Here is a 21,350-nt window from a genome sequence, read left to right as displayed (position 1 = left end):
CATTCAGGTATCCTTAAAACCGAATCATATTGTTACCTTTTATTTTACCGGAATTTCCATTTTCTTCAGGGCCTGGTTTCTAAAAATCGCTACCGGAACCTTTTGTACCAACTGGAAACCGGATTGAACTGTGGCCAGGTCATTCCAGTTTTTAATCTCTTTGCCATTGCACATCAACAACACATCGTTAGCCTTTAACAATCCATTTAATACACTTTTCTCCGGCACCTCTACCACCAATACACCTGTTTCGCTAGCCATACCTGTTGCAGAACGTTCGCCCAGGGTATTTAGATTCTTCACTTTTGCACCCAGAAAATCATGATATCCCTCTCCGTCAGACTTCATTTCTGAAACAATAACAGGCAATTTAACCGGCCGCAGCAATGCTTTTAAAGCGGCACTGGTTACACCAAATTGATCTGTTGGGAAATTCTTAAAACCTACTTTCAATGCCGGGGAACCCGCTTTCACTCTATAATCTCCTTTTTCAGGGTTGATAAACTGAGGATTACCAAATAAGGAATGGGCATCAGTACCTGCTTTTTGAGCAGCTAACAATGCTTCTTTATCAGGAAAAAGGTTATAGTCCACTTCTTTACCCCAATCCTTCACCTGAATCGGATAATAATTACGCATCACAATATTGTGTCTAAAGATATCTCCACTATTTTCAAACCATACATGAGGATGAAAAGAGTTATTGAGGATCACATTATTTTCAACGGTTCTGAAAAACCCTTCTCTGAGTTTTAGTCCGCCATTAAGGCAAACGTTGTTGTAAATATGGTAGTTACCGGAACCATCGTCCAGGTCAATATCCCAGCCATGATCGCAACGGAAACGGTTGTCGTGGATCACAATCGGCTTAATCACATCCGCAGTAATCAGCTGAGGATTGTTTTTAGCAATTACGCCCATCAAAGCATTGTCAGGGTGCCAGAAACGATCCCTGCCCCAGGAGTTAAATGCCCCATGGTCGCCAGATTCCAATACGGTATCATACACATCATTATAGGCAATCAGGTGTCCACCCCAGGTCCCCTCACTGATGTTAATTCCCGCTCTTGGAACATCATAGATCGTATTGTGACTCACTTTAATGTCCATCGACATAGAAATCTCTACGCCGGCGACCTGTTTTTCAACGCTTCCCAGTCCATACATTAAGGTATTTTCTACGGTACACCCGGCCGGATAATTATTGGTTTTCGGGCCGGGTTCGCGATCCATATCCTTTAAAGGAACAAACTGTACATATTCAAAACGCGGAGAACGTACAGCACCGGGATCACCAACAAAGCAAACACCACTGGCACCTGCATTGGCAATATGGCAACCGGTCACAACATTATTCCTGTTGTAATTGCTCATAAAAACGGCATTCCCACCAACAGTATTAAAAAAGCATTTGCTGATCACACAATTCTCCGCACCTTCCATCACTACAGCGCCACCACGATAAATCGTCCAGTCGCTACGCAATAAAGGTTCTTTAGTTTCCATGAAAGTTCTTAAAGTATGACTGAGTTCCATCCCTTCGATCCGGATATTTCTTACCGGCAAAGCGGCTGTTCCGCGGAACTCAAAAAGCGATTTTAACTGTGGAACCACCACCAATGCTCTGGTTATATTTACTGTTTTTTCCGGATACAAATACAGTGTTTTATCCTTTTTATCGAAATACCATTCCCCGGCAGTATCCAGTTCTTCAAAGATATTCTCTACAAAGCGGTATTTATCATGCATTCCTGATTGTCTGTTGTTCTGAAATCCGCCGGTTAGCGCCAGCTTTCCTTCTTCATCTTTCCCTGTAATCTCATAGTGGTATCCGCCCCATTCATGACGGTGTAGCGCATGCACAAAACCACCTTCCGGATGTTTCCAGCTTTTCACCCTTTCCGGACTGATGGCATCCGCTGAGGCACCACCAAAAAATCGTACCGCCGGATTGTAATTAGGATATCTGGCCATACGTTGTTGTTTCCCATTTACAAACAACTGATCAAAGGCCACATCTGCGGTTACCTTTGCTTTTTTGATGCCATTAGAAAGTGATTCCCAGGTCAATTGTAATGGCTTTCCTCCGCTTACCTTCACCTGTTCTCCATCGAAGGCTTTATAAACTACGGCAGTTTTTGGGGAGCGGTCATCTTCCCGCGTAAACAACAGGGGAGCCGAAAGGTAATAAGTACCTCCACGAACATATACCGTTACGGCTTCATTGATTTTCCTGGTCAGGAGTTGCGCTTTTTGGAAGCTGGCAAGAGGTTTTTCCTTTGTTCCGGGATTTTTGTCACTCCCCTTTACGGAGATGTAGAGGTCTTTAGCAAAAGAATTGCTGCTTAGTAATACTAAAAGCAGGCAACAGCGCAAAGAAAACTTAGCGCGCATTAAATGTTTCATCTTATATCTGGTTTATTTGGTGTTTCAGCTGTGGTTCAAACACTTAGCTAATGATACAAAATATAAAACAGAAACTGTAATAAATAATGAAATTGGTAAAAATAAGCCTGTTTTGTTGCTTTTTTTATCTGTTTTAGATAATTACGGGGGACCCGCAAAAATATAATACCTGCGTAAAACGGCCTGAAATGGCAAAAAAAAGCTGAAGGATGGCTTCAGCTTTTCATGAAATATGTACGGGAGCGTTTCTTGTTACGGGGATTTATTAAAAATAATAAATAATCTATAAACGACTGTTATTCAGTTCATTCATTATATTCCCAAAACCTATAAAACATATTTTCAAAAAAAATAAAACGATATAAAATAACCTGTCGATTAATGAAAGCCGCTATTTACCTGGAGTTGATAATGACCTGGTGTCATTCCGACTAATTTTTTAAATGCACGTATAAAATAATTCGCATCACTAAATCCAAGCTCATAACTCACCGCAGCTACTTTCGCTTTCGGATTGCTCAGTAGTTGTTTGGCTTTCGTGATTTTTTCAGAAAGGATAAATTCATTTGGGCTCAGTCCCAGTTCCCGTTTAAATAAACGGTAAAAAGTCGCTTTACTCATACATGCCTTATCCGTCAGATTATTGATGCTGATTTTCTCATTCAGGTTGGCTTTAATATAATGGAGCACAAAAGCCAGGGGATTGCGGTTCACATTTGCCGGATCTGAACCCAGTGTTTTCAAATTCTGTTTTTGCATAATCTGCACCAGCAATTCTTTTAAGGTCAGATCAGCCAGAATATCCATGGCTCCCGACCGCTCAGAACAAATCCTCACCACTTTATTAATCAATGAGGCGATATCTTCGCTATTCTGAAAATGGCAATCCTCAAAGTTCAGCTGCCATTTACCGGAAGCCGCTTCCTTAGGAAAAAACTCATTGAGATAACCTATTGTGTTTTTGATCTGATCGGGAGCTATGGCCAATGCGATACACTGCGTTGGATTTTCGTTGGTAGCTTCCGGAAAATCGATGTTCATCCCTAATGCGGGGGGTACAATCACCGTTTGTCCGGGATAGTAATCAAATTCCGCTTTCCCGGAAAGGTGCATTACCTTCTTCCCGCTCAACATACTGGTGATCACCAAATCATTAAACACCAGCGGTACCTGATAAGATTCCGTGTAAGTTTCAAAAACATTCAATTCACAGTTTTGCAAGGTATATGCGGTTCTGTTTTCTACAAGTGTCTTTAAACTTTCGGCTCTGCTGAGGGCAAACGGATTTAATCTGTGCTGCATATCAAGATAGGATTTGGTTTAACTTATAAATGTTTCAATTCAAACTTATCATATTGTAAAGCGGTTGTCAGGATGAGACAATAATGCTATGGAATGAAACAATCCTCCTACCTGTGGCAGCTCGTATGCCTTAGGTTTGTAATAGCGGGTTTCTCCCGATCAAATTCAATGTACTTTAAAATCATTAAAAAGACGATATATTCATGGAAAATCTAGTAAAAAGACCGTCATTTAAATCGCATTACGACAATTTCATTGGCGGCAAATTTGTAGCCCCTGTAAAGGGTGTTTATTTCGATAACATCTCTCCGATAGATGGGAAAGTATTTACAAAAGCAGCAAGATCCAGTAAAGAAGATGTAGAACTGGCCTTAGATGCCGCACATGAAGCTTTCAAAACCTGGAGCAAAAGTTCAGCAGTTTACAGAAGCAATATATTATTAAAAGTTGCACAAAAGATAGAAGACAATTTAGAATACCTCGCGACAGTAGAAACCATAGACAATGGAAAAGCGATCAGAGAAACACTGGCAGCAGATTTACCACTGGTTGTAGACCATTTCAGGTATTTTGCCGGCGTCATCAGAGCTGATGAGGGGTCTATTGCCGAGCATGATGAGCATACGGTAAGTATTGCCTTACACGAACCGATTGGTGTGGTTGCGCAAATCATTCCATGGAATTTCCCATTATTAATGGCCACCTGGAAAATCGCACCAGCCCTTGCTGCAGGATGTTGTACCGTAGTAAAACCAGCAGAACAAACACCGATATCCATCATCGTACTGATGGAATTGATTGGTGAAATATTGCCTCCCGGCGTGCTAAACATCGTTAACGGATATGGAATTGAAGTGGGTAAACCACTGGCTACTTCTTCGAGAATTTCGAAAGTTGCCTTTACAGGCAGTACCACTTCCGGCCGTTTAATTATGCAATATGCCGCAGAAAACATCATCCCTTCCACGATGGAACTGGGTGGAAAATCTCCTAATATATTCTTTGAATCGGTGGCTGATAAAGACGATGCCTTTTTCGATAAGGCGGTTGAAGGTGCGGTGATGTTCGCCTTAAATCAGGGGGAAATCTGTACTTGTCCCTCACGTCTCCTCGTTCAGGAAAGTATCTATGATAAATTTATCGCCCGTGTAATTGAGCGTACCAAAGCCATAAAAATCACACACCCGCTTGATAGAACGGGTATGATGGGAGCCCAGACTTCCAATGAGCAGTATCAAAAGATACTTTCTTACCTGGCGATTGGTAAAGAAGAAGGCGCGGAACTGCTTACCGGCGGAGTTGCCAATAAGCTGGATGGAGACCTGGGAACCGGTTATTACATTGAGCCAACCATTTTAAAAGGCCACAATAAAATGCGGATCTTCCAGGAAGAGATTTTTGGTCCTGTGCTCTGTGTAACCACCTTCAAAACAGTTGAAGAAGCGATAGAAATTGCCAATGACACTTTATATGGATTAGGTGCAGGAGTCTGGACCCGCGATGCCCATGAGCTGTATCAGGTACCGCGCGCAATTCAGGCAGGTAGAATCTGGGTAAACCAATACCATGCTTACCCTGCACACGCTCCATTTGGAGGATATAAAAAATCAGGTTTCGGAAGAGAAAACCATAAAATGATGCTGGATCATTACCGCAGCACCAAAAACATGTTGATCTCTTATGATAAAAATAAATTAGGATTCTTTTAGTGGTTGATTTTTCAATCCCGGGTTAACAGTTGTTAATCCGGGATTTTTTCATTTACGGGAATCGGATCCACAAATAAATATTAAACATGGGAATCAAAAGAATTGAAGCGACAGAAAAAGCCAAAGCGGTAATTGCTAAATTAAAAGAAGCATATGGGGAACTGATGTTTCATCAAAGTGGGGGCTGTTGCGAGGGCTCCTATCCACACTGTTTTGAAAAAGGCGGCTTTTTAGTCGGCTCCAACGATGTTTGCCTCGGCGAAATTGAAGATTGTAAATTTTATATGGCCGGAGACCAGTTTGAGTATTGGAAGCATACGAAGCTTACACTCGATGTCATTGCCGGAAGAGCCGCTGGTTTCTCTCTGGAATCTACCATCGATATGGGCTTTTTAATTCATTCCCGGTTATTTACGGAAGCGGAATTGAAAGATCTGGAACCAGTAACAGCTGCGGACTAAGCCCGCAGCTGTTAACTTTTATGAAATGAGTTTACTTGTAGAACTGATCCCGGCTGCCCTGGTAGTTCTCCTCAAAATTCTCCTTGTTATCAAAAACGATGGGCAAATTTTCCAGGCTGAAATAATTAAATTCATCATAAGATTTCAGTAGCTTCAGGTATTCCTTTCGGATTTCCGCCTGAACTCCGTTTTCTTTACTACCGGTCAGCTGTTCCTTTGTTTCAAAGATAAATGTGGTATAAGCACCAAATCGGGCAATCTCCCAAAGCTGCTGATCTAAAAACCGGGATTTAAAAGCATTGATTTCTTCCTGCGGAATTTTCTCATTACAGGCTGCCTGCTCAGCTGGTTCAAATTCCTGAAAAATCACCCAGATATCTGAGTTATCAGAAATCCCGCCATTTTCATTCCTGAAAGCTTTGAACTGATCTACAATAGCCTTCCGTTTTCCCTCATCATAACCTGTACCATTGTGAAAAACGGATGCCTGACCTTGAAGTTCAAAGATCAGGCTCAGTTTAGGCCGGTCATTAGGATCAATTTTATCGTAAATTATATTGATGGGTTTCCATCCAAATTCTTCTAAAATCCAATCTGCAAATCTGGAAAAAGAACTATCCAGCACTTTCTCTCCCTTTTTTATCAATTTTGTTGAATGATAATCTCTTTCAGAAGTATACATCATCTACCCTGCATTTTATATGGCCTTAACGGCCGGATTTCACCCGTCTCCCCTCTGTTTCGGAACTACTTGAGCGCTGACGGGCTCCCTTAACATCTTTACTTCCGAAACGATAGGTACAAGTTAGGCGAAATACCTGACTTTCCCATCTTTCATTGACTACATAATTTTGTGAAGGCAAAGCACTGGTTATCTTACTTTTTTGGAGCTTAAATGCATCATTGGCGGAGAACTTAAGGTTCAGTTTATTGTCCATAAAGGACTTACTAGCGCCCAGGTCCACACCATATTGCGAGGCAATTAACAAAGTTCCATAGACTTGTTTCGACTGATAATACCCGGACCATTCAAATTTTGTCGTAGAATTTAAGGTTAAGGTCTGCGTGGTATTCAGGTTAAATGATAATCTTCCGCTACTATAAGCAGCCCCCAAAATATCAGGTGCCTGGAAATTGTTGTAGTAAGTCGTTAAATTGTTGTTGGTACTCCACCAGGAGGTAATGGCAATAGGATAGCTGAGGTTCAGGTTATAAGAATCCTGTTTGGCCAGATTTTGTATTGAGATAAAAATTGTTTTTCTGGCGGTATCGGTCAGCAATACATCGGTCATCACATCACTGGTATGGCTATATCCTAAAGTCAGGTTCAAGCTCTTCTTAAAGGAATAAGAAAGTTCAAAAGCATTGGTAAATTGTGGTTTTAAGAAAGGGTTACCCTGTCTGTAAGAATACAAATCCAGGTAGCTGATAAAAGGGTTTAAGTTACCATAATCCGGACGGTCTATCCTGCGGCTATATGATACCCCAACCTCATGATCTTTTGACAACTCCTGATTGATGAAAACACTTGGGAATAAATTGATATAATCTCTTTTAACTACTTTATTCTCAGTGATAGAATTTCCTTTAGAATTGGTCTGTTCTGCCCTTAATCCTACCTGCAGCGTCGTATTTTTGAATTTTGTTTTAAAATTAGCGTAGGCTGCATTGATATTTTCATCATAAACAAAGCGGTTGCTCCTGTTCACATCATTTTGCCATTGATCCTGCACAAAATTCTCAAACAGGAAGTTATTATCCGTGTTCACAAAGCTGGACTTCAGACCAAGATCTAACTTCATATCCTTATTGATTGGATAGGTATAATCCATTTTTGCGCCCCATATTTTCACGGTAGAAGGAGCGGCATTTCTAAAAATATAATCGGGTTTTAAAGGCTGCCCTGTTGAATTTTTAAACATATTATTGAAAACATTGTCCTCATTTCCATTGTAACGGGAATAATCTGCATCAAAACTGATCTCCTTTCCCAGAGTATCCAATGTTCCACGGTAATTTAAATTATAAGTAATACCGGTATATTTTGAAGAGCCCGTATTTGGCGCCACTACCGAAGAATCTGTTTTACCAGGTTGATCACCAATTAACGTCAGCACATCTGAAGCAGATTTTCTGTGACTACGGTATCCATTTACAAAGAAGCCGAGGGTATGGTTGTCATTGATAAAATAGTCCATTCCTGCTTTAAAGTTCCCGTTTTTCCTGGTGCTAACCGAATGGCTGGTTTGATCAAAATAAGTCTGATCGGCAGCCGTATTGTTCACCCTTACAATATCTGTTTCTCCAAAACGCTTGTTCAATCCGAAATCGGCATTTCCGAAAACATTAAACTTCTTTTCCCTGTGGTTCAGGCTCAATCCGCCATTTGCTTTATGGTAAGTACCATAGCCGGCACCTGCTGATAAGGAACCATTGGTACCGAAATTTCGGTTTTTCTTTAATTTAATATTGATAATTCCTGAATTCCCCGCAGCATCGTACTTCGCAGAAGGATTGGTGATTAACTCTATGGATTGAATAGCGCTACCTTCCGTAGAACGCAATAAATTGGCCAGTTGCTCTGATGAAAGGTAGGTAGGTTTTCCATCCAGCATCACCGTTACGCCTTGTTTTCCTCTCAGGGCGATTTTACCATCTTTATCTACGGTTACACCCGGAGCTTTCTGCAGGATTTCCAAAGCCGTATTTCCTGTTGCGAGGATACTATTTTCTATATTCAACACCGTTTTATCGATCTGTCTTTCGATGAGCGGCTTTTGTTTCACAATCTCCACCCCTTTCAGCTGTTTCGCATCGACCACCATTTGAACCATGCCTACGGAGTGTAAACGTTGATCCGCTCCAATCTGATAAGGACCTTTAACCATCTTTTTATAGCCCACCACATAAATAGATACCAGATATTTACCTGGCTGAATGCTTTTAAATTCGTAGGTACCATTGTCTCCGGTTAAAGTCCCTCTTACCGAAATGGAATCTTTGGCATTTAGCAAACTGATACTTGCATAAGGAAATGCTTTCTGTGTTTCATCAAGGACTTTCCCTGAAATCTCTCCCGAACCGACTGCGGAATTCTGAGCTTGTGCTTCATTAAAAATAAATAACAAAGTACTGAGCAACAAGGGAAAGAAGTAGTATATTTTCGTTTTCATATAGACATAGTTGTTCCACCTACGCTTTTAAGCATATTATCAATTAAGGTGAAGAGTTTGGGTGATCTTGTTTATTTGAATATAAGATGTCCTTAACAGGCAGAAGGTTACATGAAATTGAAAATATTTTACAGACATGCGCGTATTTTTACAAAAACTACTGACGGAACGGGTGATCAGACTGGCGAACAAGTATACGTCCCGGCCAGAACAGAAACGCGTTCATGAAGCCCTCACCTCCTTATTTAACCACATTAGCAAAGGCCAGGGAAAGCAAGGTTTAATCCTTGATTTTGAGCATTCCTCCAGGCTCATTATATTTTCAGACCAGCACAAGGGTAACCGAAATCCCGGGGATGATTTCGCTTTATCAGAAAAAAACTACCTCGCTGCATTGCAGCATTACAACGATGAGCAGTTTCTTTTTTGCAGTCTGGGCGACAGCGAAGAATTTTGGAAATACCCTGTATTAAGTGTACTTAAACACAACAAGGCGACTTTTGAGCAGGAGTCAAAATTCTTAAAGCGCGGTGCATTCTTTAAAATTTTTGGAAACCATGATTTATATTGGGACAATGATCCGCTTGCCGGATACCAGCTGGAAAAAGTATATGGCAAAAAGCTAAAAGTCTATGAAGGAATAATTCTGCGCATCCCCGTTGAGGGCAAAACGCTGGAGATATTTTTAACCCATGGCCACCAGGGAGATCTTCAAAGTGACGGCAACTGGTTTAGCAAATGGTTTGTCTCCAATGTCTGGGGCCCTTTTCAGGCTTACCTCCGCATCAATCCAAATACACCAGCCTTCGACAATCAGTTGAAATCCACGCACAATGCGATGATGTATAACTGGACGGCCGAACAATCCGGTATGGCTTTAATTACCGGACATACCCATCAACCTGTATTTAATTCCCTGACCCACCTGGAAAGAACTTATATCCGTTTGGATGAAGCGAGAAAAAATGGACAGGCGGAAGTTGTTCAAAAGCTGGAAGCCGAATTGATTGCAGGAAAAATTAGTGGTGATACCTCCCCAAGGCTGGAATATTCCAAAAACACCTATTTTAATACCGGGTGTTGCTGCTTTAACGATGGTGATATTACCGGCATAGAAATCGAAGATGGTAAAATCAGGTTAATCAAATGGAAGTTCAAGCCCGATACTGGTTCCAAAAGATTTGTATTGGAAGAAAGTCCGCTGGCAAGCTTACTGGAGGCTGCTGTGAATGCCAAATCTAAAATCTAAGCCTGGTTTGCTCCCGCTAACCTTAAATGAAACAGCCGGAATCACTATGAAAACGAAGAATTCTGATAAAACTAAATCCACCAACAGTTGTTTTTAAATTATAAACATAGAAAGGAATCATCATGAACAAAGAACAACATCCCAAAAACAGTGGCGTTAGCCAGGGGAATCCGACCTCAGATCGTGCCTATCACAGTGTAAAAGACGACAAGAAAAAAATAGGTATTACCAATGGTGGCGGACAACGATCGGATCAGACTTCCAACAAAGACAATACCCGAAAAAGAACGAACAAATAAATTTCACCGCCTGTATTTCTCAAGGAATTGCAGGCGGTTGTATTTTTTCCCCGATTAGTGATTAACTTTACGGGATGAATCAAGAAATTGCAGTCATCTTTGACATGGATGGCGTTATCTGCCATACCAATCCTTATCATTCACTTGCCTTTCGTCATTTCTTTTCCCTTAGAAATCTGGCTCCTACAGAAGAGGAGTTTGCCCAACACATGTTTGGAAAAAGCAACAGCTATATCTTCAGTCACTTTTTCAACAGACCGGTTACCGGCACTGAATTGTTCGAACTGGAAGAAGAAAAGGAAGGGTTATTCCGCGAAATCTACAAAGACCATATTGAACCGATTGCCGGTATCGTTGAGTTCATGACAGATCTGGAAAGCCATGGGGTTAAACTAGGTGTTGCTACTTCTGCACCTTATGCCAATCTTGAATTGATCCTCAGCGAGGTAGACATCAGGAATAAACTAGGCTCTATTATGGCCAGCGAAGATGTGAAAAAACACAAACCAGATCCGGAAGTTTACTTAACCTCTGCAAAAAACCTGGGAGTATCACCGGATCAATGTCTGGTGTTTGAAGATTCTTATTCGGGGATTTCTGCTGCATTAAATGCAGGGATGCGCGTAGTAGGTGTTTTAACTTCCCATACGATTGAAGAACTTCCGATATGCGATTTATATATCAATGACTATAAGGAGCTGACTTACGACAAGATCATCCGGTTATTCAACTAGGATCCCAAATCAGTTATTACTTACATGAAAAATCCGGATTTCTACTGCAGAGCGCAGTGAAAATCCGGATTTCCTGTATAGTTATTTTTTTCTCTGGTTACTCAGCTCGATTTTCAACTGTTGAATTTCTTCCTGTGTATGTTTATTCTCCAGGTAATAATAGATGGCAAAGGCTAAAAATATCTTACCCAATATAAATACGGCTCCGAATACCCATCTCCATATCTTGTGGATACGCATATGACCGGATTCTCCTTCTACCTCAATAAACTGCTCAGTTTTACGTGATCCTGGATTGGGGCGGCTTCTTTCTACCGGCTCTTCACCGATGAGGTATTCCATCTTTGGGCTGGTCACCAGTTCGTTCATACTGGCTTCAATCTTCAGCCAGGTATTTGGCGGTGGCGCAATGGCCATATGTTCCGCGATACGTTCCAGATCAGCTTCCAGAATAGCCAGGGCTTCTTCAACCTGAGGATGTTTGGATTTAAGGGACAACAGCTCTTCAATTTCAGCTTTAGAGGCAGCGCCTAATACATAGGATTCCAATGCCCCGCTTTCTAAGTACTCGTTTATTTTAACCACCGCTTCTCATAATTAGGAAAGCCTCTTTTAAAGTCTTTCTGGTTAAATCCTCTGTTGTATTTAGTGCTACTGATAATGCCGAAATTGTTTGGCCATGATGATAAACTTCACAGAAAACCCTTCTTTGCATTTCATTTAACCGGTCCAGGTAAATATTCGCTGGACCAACCACTGTCATTCCAGGATGAGCATGAGTCTCTTCGTACCTGTTCTGCACATGAAGCAGCAGCAATTTTGTTTTTGTATATTTCAGCAACTGACACCAGGTATTGATGTCCACCTCACCCTGCTTTTCCCGCAGTAAGGAAAGGGCTGAAAAGATCTTCACTAAGTATTCTTCGGCTAATTTTCGGTCTTTTACCACTTCAAAAATATAACCTAATAGCATTCCCGCATGCTTATCATAAAGACAGCGTATGCTTTGAGTTTGGTGATCTATTGTCACCTGAGCGGTAGATTCGAGCATGATTACCTCTAATTTAACCAAAGTTTAGCAAAAACAAAATTAAAATAAACTATGCTGCTATACCTTCAGGCTGTTTCTTGTTCATTCTAAAGATGAAAAACATAATAACAATAGACAACAAAATCAGAATCAGGTAACTGTAACTCAGATTCCTTTCATCTTGTGCAGGAACGATATTCACGATACCATAACTTAAAAAGGAAACAATTACATAGGTAATTCCCCCGGTAAGTCCGCCTGCAATACCTGCATTTTTCGGGAATTTACTCAGACAGAAAGTGAAATAGTTATTAAAAGTATAACCAGCCCCCACATGAATGATAAAGGCAAAGAAAATCAGTGAATATAAATTACTGACGTAGTTCAGGCTAAAAATCATGACCGCAACAAATGCCAGTTGCAAAGAGACATTCCATACCAACCGGCTAAAGAAGGGCCTGTTGATGGTTGCTTTACCGATAAAGCCACCTACCATCCAGGCAAAACCCAGTACCAGTGAGCTATAACCAGCAATCACCGGAGAAAAATTAAGCTGATGTTCGATGATAAAAGGACCGGTCATATTGTAGACCATCACCATGCAATAAGCCAGACCCAGCATGACAATCCCCAGGGTAAAACTGGCTGTTTTAATCATATCCAGATAGATATTTACAATCTTTCTGAAATTAAATTCCGTCGCATGAACCAGGGTTTCTCCGCTGTAAATCAGTTCCAGTGCTGCAAAAACCACAGCAAATCCTGCCAGAAAATAGAAATTGGATTCCCAACCAAAAGCTGCCTGCAGGTAGCCACCCACAAAAGGGGCTACAATTGGCCCGGTAGACCAGATGATAGAAAACAAGCTGAGGTAATGTTTAAGCTGATCACCTTTAAAAACATCGACAAAATAGGCTCTTTTGGCGACTACAATTGCACCCACTGTAAGGCCATGGATGACCCGCATGGCGTAAATCAGGTAAATATTATGCGTAAGGGCAATCACCAGACTGGCTGCCGCGAAGATCAAAAGAGAAACCAGGCAAACTTTATACCTGCCAAAGCTGTCCAGCACACTACCGATAAACAATTGGGATACGCCATAACTGATCAGGAAAATACTCAAAGTAAGCTGGACCTGGATACTGGAAACATTCAATACTCCTGCCATAGTGGGCAGTGAGGGGATATATATATCGGTAGCAAAGCCCGATAAAGGAAGTAAAGCAAAAGCCAGCCACGTCGCAATCTGCTGATGGTTTTCTTTTATTGTTTTTGTTTTTGATAGAGTTGTAATCATAGATGCGGCAAAATTAACAATTTACCAGCAGAGAGAATTATGAGAATCAAATATGCGATTACATAAATCAACTAAACAAAACACCAAAGAGGCTTAAAAACACAATGAAGGCGCTAAATTCATTAAACCATCTTCCATACTCAAAACAAAGATTACACAATTCAAACAAAGAGGGTTTTAAATAGCGTATTACACGCTTTGGATTATTTTTTCAAAGTAAGGTAAAATATGGTCCCCTGTCCTAAAGCACTCCAGGCATGAATTTTCGCATTCATGATCGTCGCCATCTCATAAGAAATACTCAGGGCAAGACCGGCGCCATGATTTTGATTTTCCTCCCCATCAGCAGCTGCTAAAGTAAATAGCTGGTCTATTTTTTCCTGGCTCATTCCTGCTCCCTCGTCTTTAATGCTGACCACCATTTCTGCTGCGCCAAGCTCGAGGGCCACGGTAATCAGTCCACCTACCGGCGAAAATTTAGTCGCATTGTTCAACATATTCCGGAGAATAAACAGCAGCATCTGCTTATGCGCGCAAACACTGACATCTTCCGGAACATCCAGTTCCAGGCGGATCATTTTCTTCTCCTGTCCCATCTGAAAGAAAGTATTGGCCTCATCAATCAGGGCTTTGAGCATCAATTTTTCCGGATGGTATTCAAAGCCATTTTTCTTTGATTTAATCCATTCCAGCAAGCCGTCCATAAAGGACAGACTTTTCTGTGCGGTCCCATTGAGCTCCCTCATGATCTCCAGCTTTTCCTCCTCCCCCAGCAAATCTACTTCTGCATTAAAAATACTGGAAAGCATCACTACGGTGCTAAAAGGTTGCCGTACATCATGCGCAATCACAGAGATCAGCATGGTATTGAAGTGATTTGTTTTTTGCAGCTCCGTATTTTGTCTCAATGTCAGTTGATGGAGTTTTCTTTGAGCCTCGGCATATTCCTTTTTTGCCCGCAAAGAGCGATATACAAAAAACAACAGGGCCACGCTGAGTGCAAACAAGCAACCCAATAACGCAATCATCCGGAACCTGGAATCAGCTTTACCTTTTAGCTCCAGATTTTCATTTTCACGCAAGGCGAAGCTCAGGTAGTTAAAGCCTGACTTATCCGCAGCCCTGGCAATCTGATCTCTTTTACCCAATAAAAGAGAAACATAGTAATATGCCTTTTCAGGCTGTCCGTGTGATTTATAATAGCGGTATAATTTTTCTGCGAAGGTGGTATAATACTCTGCGTAGCCGAACTCTTCTGAAGCTTCCAGTCCATTGGTCAGGTAATTAATCCCCAGCTGGTCTTTTTTCTGATCCAGCATCATATCACTCAGCGCAACGTAAGTCCAGACCTTCACACTCTCAAAACCCATCAAATCAGCCTGCTTCAATGCATTTAATACCGTATCCAGTCCTGCCTGTTTTTCTCCAGCTCCATAAAGGCTAACACCGGTAGTGGCGGCATAGAAAATCATCATCCGGTGATCTTTATTCTTTTTCGCGATGGCATAACCTTCGTCAAACAACTCCTTAAAACGTGCTTTACTTAAAGCAGTATCAATATTCAGGTATTTGCTAATGAGGATGGAGCGGATAGAATCCTTTTTCAAAGACTTACTTTTCTCGTAAGCTTCATGGATATATTGTTGGGCATTGCCTCCAGATTTATTCACAAAAATCAGACTACCCATATTCATCTGGACCTGACAAATACCTTCCTCATCGTCTATTTTCTTATAAATCCGGAGGGCGTCATTAAAATATTTTGCAGAAAGGTAGTTGTTGATGGCTATATAATAAATACCCTGACAGTTTAGCGCGTCAGCAATTCCTTTATTATAATCATGTCTGAGGGCAATACTCTGCGCTTTCTGCGCATAATAAAGACAGGAGTCCCGATATTGAAGGTGGGAAAGCATACCAATGCGGTTGAGTACATCCACATACCTGATGCTATCTTTAATCCCCGGGAGCCTAGATTCCAGATTCCTGACCTCCGCAATTTGAGAGAACCCATCTTTGCTACTAAACCCTAAAGTTAACAACAACACAAAAAACATAAAACGTTTATGACTGAAGAGCGCGGATTGATCAGGCATAATAAGCTATTGTGTGGTCACTGGTCTCCATCATATTAATTTCCTTAAAAATAAGCAATAATTTTACAGCTAAGTTATTTTTATATATTTATAAATAGGTTCAATTTCACTGTCATTTCGCACTCTAAATAGGAGTGCAGCCCTAAAGAACTTTATTATCATGAAAATAACGTTCTCAACTTTCAGACCATCAATTAGATTACTGTTTTTTTTATCTTTTATTTTCTTTAATCTTAAAAGTAGTTCACAACCAAAAGTGTTATGGAAATTCAACACGGGAAATGCGGTATACGGCACAGCGACTATTCACAACCAAACGGTTTATTTCGGAAGTAGCAATCACAATTTCTATGCATTAAACAAAATTTCAGGGGAATTAGTTTGGAAATTTAAAACAAATGGGGCCATCCATTCAGATCCCCTGATTCATGGAGACAAAGTGATTTTTCCAGTGCCGATGGAAAAGTATATGCTCTAGACCATCGCAAGGGAAAGCTGATATGGACTTATACTACTAAAGGAGAACAGCAGTATGATGCCTGGGAATATTACCTTTCCTCCCCTGTTGTAGCAGAAGACCTCGTTTATATCGGTAGTGGAGATAGTAGTGTCTATGCGCTGGATTTACAATCCGGAAAAAAGATCTGGTCTTTTAAAACCGGAGGAATTGTACATGCCAGTCCTGTGATCAAAGATAAAAAAGTACTTATAGGCAGTTATGACGGCCTACTCTATGCTTTGGATACCCGGACCGGTAAACTCATCTGGAAATTTAAAACGGTTGGCGACCTGTATTTCCCAAAAGGAGAAATACAAAAATCGGCAGCTACAAACGAAAATCCGGTGTTTTTCGGAAGCCGTGATTACAATATTTACTCCCTCAATTTAAAAACCGGAACCGGACAATGGAATAGGAAAGAAAGCGGCAGCTGGATCATTGCAACCCCTTTTCTTTACCAGGACAAACTTTATATGGGCACATCAGATACCCATCAGTTTTACAGCATGGGCAGTACCTACGGTGATATCAAATGGACCTTAGCACTCCATATGAGGGTTTATGGTGCTACCCGTATCATGAACAAGGAATTGGTTTTCGGATGCTTCAATGGCAGAATTTATTTTGTTGATCCCGAATCGGGAAAGATAAATGCCAGCTTTCAAATGGAGGAAAGCAAAAAGCATTATGCCGCCTTATTTGATGAAAAAGATAAAGTCAGAAAAGACATTGATCCGGATGGAAAAAACTATTTATCCTCTCTACCCCTACCGTAGAGAATGATCTGCTTTATTTTGGCGACTCCAATGGCTTCTTCTATGCCCTGAAAAGGTAAGGGAATTAACCCTTACTTTCTGCCAGTTCCTTTACTTTAGCCAGAGCCAGAGGCCAGGTTTTCAGCATATACCCCTCGAAATCTTCGGTGATATCGGCGCTGATGCTCCATTCTGTCTGTCCATCTACCTCCGTGAGGGTATAATTTTCGAGCGCACCGGCCCATCCTTTTACCTCTTCGCTATCCAGGTCTTCTACACCATTTATCACATTCCCAAGGTGTCTGACCGACAGGAATTTATTGGGGATATTTTCTGCAATTTCAGAGACCATTCCATTTCCGCTTCCATCCAGAAAGATCGCCTTGCTGCCTTTTTTCCAATCCGTTTTCACTTTGGAGCCTTCGGCAAATCCCGCGGTCCATATCGGATAGGTGTCTACGCCCAACAGTACTTCCCATACTTTTTCAGCTGGAGCATTGATCATCGTTTTAAATTCCATTGTTTTCATAGCTTCAATATTTAGCGGGTTCACTTCTAAATTACGGCTTAAATTCAGTTTATTCAAAGATTTCCTGTCTTCTAAAAATCTAATAGACAAAGATAACAGGAGTTCCTGTTTTTGAAGCCTCGCAGAGCGGACAAATCCAGGGGCTATTCCCGCTAAAAAAGCTAAAAACCAGGAGGAAACAAAAACGCCCTGCAAACTAATAACAGCGATTGCAGGGCGTTTTATTTGAACAGCAGTTGATGCTGATATTTTTTAATCTGTTAGTTCAGGTTAATCATCCGCTTATTTAGCGTCGATTAATTTCACTGTAAAATCAAGTACTGAATTTTCCGGAATTCCACCTGTTGCTTCATTTTTATAAGCCAATTGGGAAGGAATCAGTAAACGGATTTCGCCACCTACATTAATTTTAGGAATACCGATCTGCCATCCTGTAATTACACCTCCCAGAGGAAAGCTAATCGCTTTTCCACCGCCATTATCAAATACACTACCATTCAATAATCTGCCTTCGTATGCTGCAGTAATCACTGTATTTGGGGTATAAACTACAGCCACATCTCCACGTTTAATAATCTGGTAGAATAAGCCTGAAGGATCTTCTACTACATCTTTTTCAGGAATCTTTTGGTCGGCAATAAATTTTCTGATCAGCTCTTTATCTTTTGAAAATTGCTTTTCCTGATCAAATTCTTTAGCACAGCCTGCAAAGCATACCGCTGTGCAAACCAATAGAAATAAGTGTTTTATCGTTTTCATTGCCGCAAATATATCATTTAATTGATTTTCACAACGTGATCCCTTAGTTTTTATTGCTAAGTTTAGTGCAGCAAGAAGCTCATCAGGCTATCCTTTTTTTTTATTAGCACTCCTTATGAAATCATTAACGCAAAGAATCCCATTGCTTGACCCTTTATTAAAGGGAGTCGGGCAAATCATGTTACAGGAAAATGCCTGGACAGGCCTTCTGTTTTTAGCCGGAATATTTTGCGGCTCCCTGCAAATGGGAATTGGTGCCATCCTCGCCACTTTATGTGGTACGATCACGGCAAAGGTTTTAAATTACAAAGAAGAAGAGATACAAAGCGGTCTTTACGGGTTTAGCGCGGCCCTGGTCGGTGTAGCTTTACCATTTTATTTTCAGACTGTAGCGGTCATCTGGATCGCAATTGTCATTGGTGCCATTTTAGCCACGATGCTGCAACACTTTTTTATTGTCAAAAAAATCCCGGTGTTTACCTTTCCTTTTGTATTTGTAACCTGGATTTTGCTGTATATTTTTCATCAGGTATATCCGGTAGCAGCTTCTGATGTATTGATGATGGAGGCGCAGGTGAATGAAGACTTCGCCCATGCTTTACGTGGCTTCGGACAAGTTATTTTTCAGGGCAGTACCATTGCCGGATTGCTGTTTTTTATTGCTGTATTTATCAGTTCTCCGATCTCAGCGCTGTATGCAATGGCGGCTGGTGTAGTCGCAGCTATGATTTCAAGCTGTTTATCCTTGACTCCACAGGAAAACATTGCCATGGGACTGGGTAGTTACAATGCGGTATTGTGTGCCATTGTTTTTGCCGGCACGAAAGTGATGGATGGATTTTGGGTATTATTATCAGTGGTATTGGCATTGTTTATAGCCTGGATAATGGCCAGCTATAATTTCACCTTGCTCACCTTCCCTTTTGTTGCAGGAACCTGTCTGACGTTAGTGCTTAAAAACATACATACTAATTTCTTCAACATAGAAAAGGTAGCCAAATCTGGCGCCAATCAAAGACATTAGCATATAGAAAAGCCGGATTGCAAAACATGCAACCCGGCTTCCTCTTAAAAACATTCGTTTTAAAGTCCTTTTGCTAAAATAGCAGCAGCATCCTGATCATCATAATTTGCGATCTGCGCATTCAATTCCTTATTCATTTCAGCGGTAATCTGCTCATAACCTTTCTTACCATATAGGTTATTCAGCTCATTAGGATCTTTTTTCAGGTCAAACAGTTCCCAACTATTCACGCGTTTATAGAAACGAATTAACTTATACCTGCTGTTCCTTATGCCGAAATGTGGCGATACGCTATGTTCTCCATTTTCGTAATAATGGTAAAACATCACCTTTCTACCCGCTGTTTTAGGGTCTTTCAGCTGAGGCAGCATTGATTTCCCTTGTATAGCTGCAGGAATGGCAATTCCGGCGGCGTCCAGCATGGTTGGTGCAATATCCAGGTTCATGACAAAATCCTTTGATACTGAACCCGGTTTAATCACCCCTGGATAACGCATCACCATTGGCGTACGGAAAGACTCTTCATAGATGAATCTTTTGTCGAACCAGCCATGTTCTCCAAGGTAAAAACCCTGATCAGACATATAAATAACGATGGTATTTTTGGCTAAGCCTTGTTTGTCCAGGTAATCCAGTGTTCTGCCGATATTGCGGTCTAAAGAAGCGGCCGTGCTTAAATAATCGCGCATATAATGCTGGAATTTCCATTCTGTTAATGCATTTCCAGTTAGATTTCTGGATTTCAGATCGGCAGCTATCGGCTCATAATAAGCATTGAATTTCGCTCTTTGCGCAGCATTCATACGTTTTACGGAACCCTCTCTATCGGCTTCGGCTTCTGATCCGAACATTTTCAGGTCATAACCCATGATCATTGTTTTAGCGATGCTCATGTCCTGAATTTTAGCAGCCTCACGGGTTTTATAATCGTCATAGAAATTATGTGGCAAAGGGAACGTTACTTTATCGAACATGCCCATATCGGCAGTATCCGGTAACCATACGCGGTGGGTAGCCTTATGCCCGATCACCAGGCAAAAAGGTTTCGACTGGTCACGTTTATCTAACCATTCTTCTGCTACATCTTCCACTACATTGGTCACATAACCATCGTATCTTTTCTTAGTTCCGTCCTGCATCAGAAAATCCGGGTTATAATATTGTCCCTGATCCGGCAATACCTGCCAATGGTCAAATCCCTGTGGCGTCGTTTCTAAATGCCATTTCCCGATCCATGCGGTTTGATATCCTCCATTTCTCAGTTGTTTTACAAAAGAATCCTGACTGCCATCAAATCTGGAATGTTCATTGTCTTTGAAGCCATTTTTATGGCTGTATTTTCCGGTTAAAATTACCGCGCGACTAGGTCCGCAGATAGAATTGGTGACATATCCTTTATCAAAGCGAACCCCTTCTTTAGCAATCCTGTCGATTGCCGGGGTTTTCATCAATTTGCTGCCATACGCGCTAATTGATTGAAAGGCATGGTCATCGGAAACTATAATGATGATGTTGGGCTGCTGTTGGGCATAGGTCAAATGTCCGCAGAACAGCAAAAATAATAAGGAAAGCTTTTTCATTTTGTGGTATTAGGTTTAAATTTCAGGCGGTCTAACCCACCGCCTGAAAGGGTTATTTATCCTGGGTTATATTAAAAGTAACTGCCGGAAGGTTAAAGGTAGGATTTACTTTTACAGTAACAATTCTCGCAACGCCACTGGTATTTGGTTTTACGGTAACCGGGAGTTTAAAATCTCCTGAGCCATACATCCGGGTGATCGTTACCCAATCTGTTTGGGGAGTCGTAATCCACCAACCGTCAGCACCTGCACTGATCACAATATTCAATTTTCCTCCCGCAGCAGGGAGGCTGGTTACTCCAGCTTCCACAACTGCAGAAAAAGGTGTAGGCTCAGGCTTTGGCGAGATCTTTTCCTTTTTACAGGAAAACGACAGGCCAATCAGCATGACCAAAAGCAAGAGTTTAAATTTATGATTGATTGTCTTCATTTCTTTTAATTTAGA

General features: G+C 41.2%; 18 protein-coding genes and 1 pseudogene. 7 read left to right on the top strand and 12 right to left on the bottom strand.

What is annotated here, in order from left to right; all coding sequences use genetic code 11:
• Positions 1 to 39: 39 nt before the first annotated feature.
• Positions 40 to 2,406 (bottom strand): right-handed parallel beta-helix repeat-containing protein, encoded by a 2,367-nt coding sequence (locus OQX61_RS09250; RefSeq protein ID WP_265841376.1) that lies wholly within the window; start codon positions 2,404 to 2,406, stop codon positions 40 to 42.
• 378 nt (positions 2,407 to 2,784) lie between these two features.
• A complete protein-coding gene (locus tag OQX61_RS09245; protein WP_265841375.1) occupies positions 2,785 to 3,708 on the bottom strand; it encodes an AraC family transcriptional regulator in 924 nt (307 codons plus the stop codon).
• Between the two features lie 203 nt (positions 3,709 to 3,911).
• Between OQX61_RS09245 and OQX61_RS09240 the strand changes: the two genes are divergently transcribed.
• Both OQX61_RS09240 and OQX61_RS09235 read left to right on the top strand, forming a co-directional pair.
• A complete protein-coding gene (locus OQX61_RS09240; RefSeq protein ID WP_322973557.1) occupies positions 3,912 to 5,417 on the top strand; it encodes an aldehyde dehydrogenase family protein in 1,506 nt (501 codons plus the stop codon).
• Between the two features lie 86 nt (positions 5,418 to 5,503).
• Positions 5,504 to 5,878 (top strand): DUF779 domain-containing protein, encoded by a 375-nt coding sequence (locus OQX61_RS09235; protein ID WP_265841374.1) that lies wholly within the window; start codon positions 5,504 to 5,506, stop codon positions 5,876 to 5,878.
• A 31-nt stretch (positions 5,879 to 5,909) separates the two neighbouring features.
• On the opposite strand, the gene OQX61_RS09230 is transcribed toward OQX61_RS09235, so the two are convergent.
• A complete protein-coding gene (locus OQX61_RS09230) occupies positions 5,910 to 6,563 on the bottom strand; it encodes a hypothetical protein (protein WP_265841373.1) in 654 nt (217 codons plus the stop codon).
• Positions 6,564 to 6,585: 22 nt separating this feature from the next.
• A complete protein-coding gene (locus OQX61_RS09225) occupies positions 6,586 to 9,051 on the bottom strand; it encodes a TonB-dependent receptor (RefSeq protein ID WP_265841372.1) in 2,466 nt (821 codons plus the stop codon).
• A gap of 136 nt (positions 9,052 to 9,187) precedes the next feature.
• Here OQX61_RS09225 and OQX61_RS09220 point away from each other — a divergent pair, with 136 nt between their 5' ends.
• From OQX61_RS09220 to OQX61_RS09210, 3 genes are all read left to right on the top strand, one after another.
• Complete coding sequence (locus tag OQX61_RS09220; RefSeq protein ID WP_265841371.1) at positions 9,188 to 10,300, top strand: metallophosphoesterase; 1,113 nt, start codon at positions 9,188 to 9,190, stop codon at positions 10,298 to 10,300.
• A 122-nt stretch (positions 10,301 to 10,422) separates the two neighbouring features.
• The gene (locus OQX61_RS09215; protein ID WP_265841370.1) at positions 10,423 to 10,599 is read left to right on the top strand and encodes a hypothetical protein; all 177 of its coding nucleotides are present in this window, start codon (positions 10,423 to 10,425) and stop codon (positions 10,597 to 10,599) included.
• Positions 10,600 to 10,673: 74 nt separating this feature from the next.
• Entirely contained in the window at positions 10,674 to 11,333 is a 660-nt protein-coding gene (locus OQX61_RS09210) for an HAD family phosphatase (protein WP_265841369.1), read from the top strand.
• A gap of 81 nt (positions 11,334 to 11,414) precedes the next feature.
• Here OQX61_RS09210 and OQX61_RS09205 read toward each other — a convergent pair whose 3' ends face one another.
• The 4 genes from OQX61_RS09205 to OQX61_RS09190 form a co-directional block, all read right to left on the bottom strand.
• Positions 11,415 to 11,918: a hypothetical protein gene (locus OQX61_RS09205; protein WP_265841368.1), complete on the bottom strand. Its 504-nt coding sequence runs from the start codon at positions 11,916 to 11,918 to the stop codon at positions 11,415 to 11,417.
• The gene (locus OQX61_RS09200; RefSeq protein WP_265841367.1) at positions 11,911 to 12,384 is read right to left on the bottom strand and encodes a hypothetical protein; all 474 of its coding nucleotides are present in this window, start codon (positions 12,382 to 12,384) and stop codon (positions 11,911 to 11,913) included. Before OQX61_RS09200 ends, OQX61_RS09205 begins: the two co-directional genes overlap by 8 nt.
• 49 nt (positions 12,385 to 12,433) lie before the next feature.
• The gene (locus OQX61_RS09195; protein WP_322973564.1) at positions 12,434 to 13,684 is read right to left on the bottom strand and encodes an MFS transporter; all 1,251 of its coding nucleotides are present in this window, start codon (positions 13,682 to 13,684) and stop codon (positions 12,434 to 12,436) included.
• Between the two features lie 182 nt (positions 13,685 to 13,866).
• A complete protein-coding gene (locus OQX61_RS09190; RefSeq protein WP_265841365.1) occupies positions 13,867 to 15,759 on the bottom strand; it encodes a HAMP domain-containing sensor histidine kinase in 1,893 nt (630 codons plus the stop codon).
• Positions 15,760 to 16,224: 465 nt separating this feature from the next.
• Here OQX61_RS09190 and OQX61_RS24295 point away from each other — a divergent pair.
• Positions 16,225 to 17,034, top strand: a pseudogene (locus tag OQX61_RS24295) (PQQ-binding-like beta-propeller repeat protein); the annotation flags it as partial.
• 64 nt (positions 17,035 to 17,098) lie between these two features.
• On the opposite strand, the gene OQX61_RS09175 reads toward OQX61_RS24295, so the two are convergent.
• Complete coding sequence (locus OQX61_RS09175) at positions 17,099 to 17,542, bottom strand: SRPBCC domain-containing protein (RefSeq protein ID WP_265841364.1); 444 nt, start codon at positions 17,540 to 17,542, stop codon at positions 17,099 to 17,101.
• 282 nt (positions 17,543 to 17,824) lie between these two features.
• On the bottom strand, positions 17,825 to 18,301 hold the full coding sequence (locus tag OQX61_RS09170) for an FKBP-type peptidyl-prolyl cis-trans isomerase (RefSeq protein ID WP_265841363.1): 477 nt from the start codon (positions 18,299 to 18,301) through the stop codon (positions 17,825 to 17,827).
• A gap of 115 nt (positions 18,302 to 18,416) precedes the next feature.
• On the opposite strand from OQX61_RS09170, the gene OQX61_RS09165 reads away from it, so the two are divergent.
• A complete protein-coding gene (locus tag OQX61_RS09165; protein WP_265841362.1) occupies positions 18,417 to 19,325 on the top strand; it encodes an urea transporter in 909 nt (302 codons plus the stop codon).
• Between the two features lie 59 nt (positions 19,326 to 19,384).
• On the opposite strand, the gene OQX61_RS09160 is transcribed toward OQX61_RS09165, so the two are convergent.
• Both OQX61_RS09160 and OQX61_RS09155 read right to left on the bottom strand, forming a co-directional pair.
• On the bottom strand, positions 19,385 to 20,905 hold the full coding sequence (locus OQX61_RS09160) for a sulfatase (RefSeq protein ID WP_265841361.1): 1,521 nt from the start codon (positions 20,903 to 20,905) through the stop codon (positions 19,385 to 19,387).
• Positions 20,906 to 20,957: 52 nt separating this feature from the next.
• On the bottom strand, positions 20,958 to 21,335 hold the full coding sequence (locus OQX61_RS09155; protein ID WP_265841360.1) for a BACON domain-containing protein: 378 nt from the start codon (positions 21,333 to 21,335) through the stop codon (positions 20,958 to 20,960).
• Positions 21,336 to 21,350 lie beyond the last annotated feature (15 nt).

This window comes from Pedobacter sp. PLR (genome assembly GCF_026239675.1).
In the GTDB taxonomy this organism is placed as follows: Bacteria; Bacteroidota; Bacteroidia; order Sphingobacteriales; family Sphingobacteriaceae; genus Pedobacter.
The sequence above is the reverse complement of the archived record's forward strand: the minus strand, read 5'-3'. Positions and strand labels throughout refer to the sequence as shown.

Bases quoted from the DNA above. Each gene is read 5' to 3' on its own strand.
- OQX61_RS09250 (WP_265841376.1), bottom strand. From the start codon at position 2,406: ATGAAACATTTAATGCGCGCTAAGTTTTCTTTGCGCTGTTGCCTGCTT.
- OQX61_RS09245 (WP_265841375.1), bottom strand. From the start codon at position 3,708: ATGCAGCACAGATTAAATCCGTTTGCCCTCAGCAGAGCCGAAAGTTTA.
- OQX61_RS09240 (WP_322973557.1), top strand. From the start codon at position 3,912: ATGGAAAATCTAGTAAAAAGACCGTCATTTAAATCGCATTACGACAAT.
- OQX61_RS09235 (WP_265841374.1), top strand. From the start codon at position 5,504: ATGGGAATCAAAAGAATTGAAGCGACAGAAAAAGCCAAAGCGGTAATT.
- OQX61_RS09230 (WP_265841373.1), bottom strand. From the start codon at position 6,563: ATGATGTATACTTCTGAAAGAGATTATCATTCAACAAAATTGATAAAA.
- OQX61_RS09225 (WP_265841372.1), bottom strand. From the start codon at position 9,051: ATGAAAACGAAAATATACTACTTCTTTCCCTTGTTGCTCAGTACTTTG.
- OQX61_RS09220 (WP_265841371.1), top strand. From the start codon at position 9,188: ATGCGCGTATTTTTACAAAAACTACTGACGGAACGGGTGATCAGACTG.
- OQX61_RS09215 (WP_265841370.1), top strand. From the start codon at position 10,423: ATGAACAAAGAACAACATCCCAAAAACAGTGGCGTTAGCCAGGGGAAT.
- OQX61_RS09210 (WP_265841369.1), top strand. From the start codon at position 10,674: ATGAATCAAGAAATTGCAGTCATCTTTGACATGGATGGCGTTATCTGC.
- OQX61_RS09200 (WP_265841367.1), bottom strand. From the start codon at position 12,384: ATGCTCGAATCTACCGCTCAGGTGACAATAGATCACCAAACTCAAAGC.
- OQX61_RS09190 (WP_265841365.1), bottom strand. From the start codon at position 15,759: ATGCCTGATCAATCCGCGCTCTTCAGTCATAAACGTTTTATGTTTTTT.
- OQX61_RS09175 (WP_265841364.1), bottom strand. From the start codon at position 17,542: ATGAAAACAATGGAATTTAAAACGATGATCAATGCTCCAGCTGAAAAA.
- OQX61_RS09170 (WP_265841363.1), bottom strand. From the start codon at position 18,301: ATGAAAACGATAAAACACTTATTTCTATTGGTTTGCACAGCGGTATGC.
- OQX61_RS09165 (WP_265841362.1), top strand. From the start codon at position 18,417: ATGAAATCATTAACGCAAAGAATCCCATTGCTTGACCCTTTATTAAAG.
- OQX61_RS09160 (WP_265841361.1), bottom strand. From the start codon at position 20,905: ATGAAAAAGCTTTCCTTATTATTTTTGCTGTTCTGCGGACATTTGACC.
- OQX61_RS09155 (WP_265841360.1), bottom strand. From the start codon at position 21,335: ATGAAGACAATCAATCATAAATTTAAACTCTTGCTTTTGGTCATGCTG.